The 1,791-nt window shown below is 64.3% G+C and carries 3 protein-coding genes; all 3 read left to right on the top strand.

Annotated elements, in window-relative coordinates; translation table 11 throughout:
* Positions 1 to 61: 61 nt before the first annotated feature.
* Positions 62 to 1,126, top strand: a complete 1,065-nt coding sequence (locus tag P0X85_RS15015) for a head maturation protease, ClpP-related (protein WP_173496024.1) — start codon at positions 62 to 64, stop codon at positions 1,124 to 1,126.
* Positions 1,127 to 1,132: 6 nt separating this feature from the next.
* Positions 1,133 to 1,504: a head decoration protein gene (locus tag P0X85_RS15010; protein WP_173496025.1), complete on the top strand. Its 372-nt coding sequence runs from the start codon at positions 1,133 to 1,135 to the stop codon at positions 1,502 to 1,504.
* Positions 1,505 to 1,537: 33 nt separating this feature from the next.
* Positions 1,538 to 1,791: major capsid protein (locus P0X85_RS15005; protein ID WP_275815148.1), on the top strand; the 254-nt coding region annotated here is incomplete at its 3' end.

The raw sequence follows: 1,791 nt of genomic DNA, 5'->3' as shown, positions 1-1,791 counted from the left end.
CCAGATACCCCCAACGAGGACGGCAGCGGGTCGTCCACGACACCGCAGCAGGAGTAACCCCATGAAATCCTGGTACACGATCCGTGCCCGTGCGTCGGGCACGGAAGTGCTGATCTATGACGAAATCGGCGCCTATGGTGTCAGCGCCAAGGGGTTCCTCGCGGAACTCGGCGCGCTGCCCGACGATGCGGCGATTGATCTGCGCCTCAACAGCCCCGGCGGCTCGGTCTTTGATGCAGTCGCCATTTACAACGCGCTGCAGCGGCATGCGGGCACGATCACCGTCTGGATTGATGGTATCGCGGCCTCGGCGGCGAGCTACATCGCCATGGCAGGCGAAGAGATTGTCATGCCCGAGAACGCTTTCCTTATGATCCATGACCCTTCAGGACTCGTCATGGGCACGGCTGAGGACATGCGCGCCACGGCCGCGGCGCTGGACAAGGTAAAGGGCAGCCTTATCCAGGGCTATGCCGCCAAATCCGGCAAGCCCGATGACGAAATCGCCACCCTGATGGCGGCCGAGACCTGGCTTGATGCCAAGGACGCACTGGATCTCGGGCTTATCGACCGCATTGCCGAGCCCGTGAAACTCGCCGCCTCCTTCGATGTGGCGCGTTTCCGCAATGCACCGCCGGAAGTGGTGGAGGCGATCGAAACCGTTGGGGCATCCAACGGTTCTGACACGGACGGCGCATCGGAGGCAGACGCGGCTGGAGCCGACGATCCCGAAGGGGATGTTGGACACGACAACATCCCTCCGGACGAAATCACGCCGCCGGAGAACCGGGACGTGGGTGTTTCCGACGGGAACACCCGCCCATCCAGCCCGTCCGAGAGCAGTGTTGCAGTCGCCAACACTGCTCCGGAGGCCAGCGCCATTCGCGCGGAGGCCATCGCCCATGCGCGGGCCGTGATCGATCTCTGCCGCCTGGCCGGTCAGCCGCAGATGGCAGGGCGCTTTCTGGAAGAGGACGCGAGCCTCGATGAGGTCCGCAACCGTCTTCTCGGCGCCAAGGCAGAGAACACCCCCAACATCACCGCTGCCCACGCTCAACCCGGGCGCGCGGCCACCACCCAATCCTGGGGCGATGTGATCGCCCGCACTTTCAAGACGAAAGGCTAACGCATCATGACCACGCTCTCTGAAGGCAAACACGCGGGCGGCTTCCTCGTCTGGGAAGTGCTCCGCGATTACACCCGAGAAACCGTCACCATCGCCTCGGGCGCCGGAAAGCTCGCGCCTGGCACAGTGCTCGGCAAGATCACCACCGGCGGCAAGTACACCGGGCTCGCACCGGCTGCGACGAACGGCAGTCAGAATGCTGCTGGCATTCTCTGGGCCGGTGTCGATGCCTCGGCGGCCGATGCGCCTGGCGTCGTCGTCCTGCGCGGCCCCACGCTTGTGAACCAGCATGAGCTCGTCTGGCCTGACGGTGCGACCGAGGCCCAGATCACCGCCGCCACCACGGCTTTGGCCGCACTTGGCATCATCTTGCGCTGAGCCTGAGAGAGAAAGGACATCCCCATGGCAACCATGGACATCTTTGAGGGCGACGCCTTCAGCATTATCGAGCTCACCCGGGCTCTGGAAAACATCCCCTTCAAGCCGGCGATCCTGTCGGGCTCCGGCCTGTTCGGGGCGCGCGGCGTGCGCCAGCGCACAGTGATGATCGAAAGCCGCGATGGCACGCTGTCGCTGATCCCGTTCTCGGAAAGGGGCTCTGCCTATGAACAGCAGATCCCCGAACGTCGCGACATGCGCGCCTTTGTCTGCCGCCAGTTCAAGAA

This window comes from Pseudothioclava nitratireducens, from assembly GCF_029210495.1.
Classification (GTDB): domain Bacteria; phylum Pseudomonadota; class Alphaproteobacteria; order Rhodobacterales; family Rhodobacteraceae; genus Pseudothioclava; species Pseudothioclava nitratireducens.
This window is presented reverse-complemented; position numbering and strand designations above follow the sequence as displayed.

Bases quoted from the DNA above. Each gene is read 5' to 3' on its own strand.
- P0X85_RS15015 (WP_173496024.1), top strand. From the start codon at position 62: ATGAAATCCTGGTACACGATCCGTGCCCGTGCGTCGGGCACGGAAGTG.
- P0X85_RS15010 (WP_173496025.1), top strand. From the start codon at position 1,133: ATGACCACGCTCTCTGAAGGCAAACACGCGGGCGGCTTCCTCGTCTGG.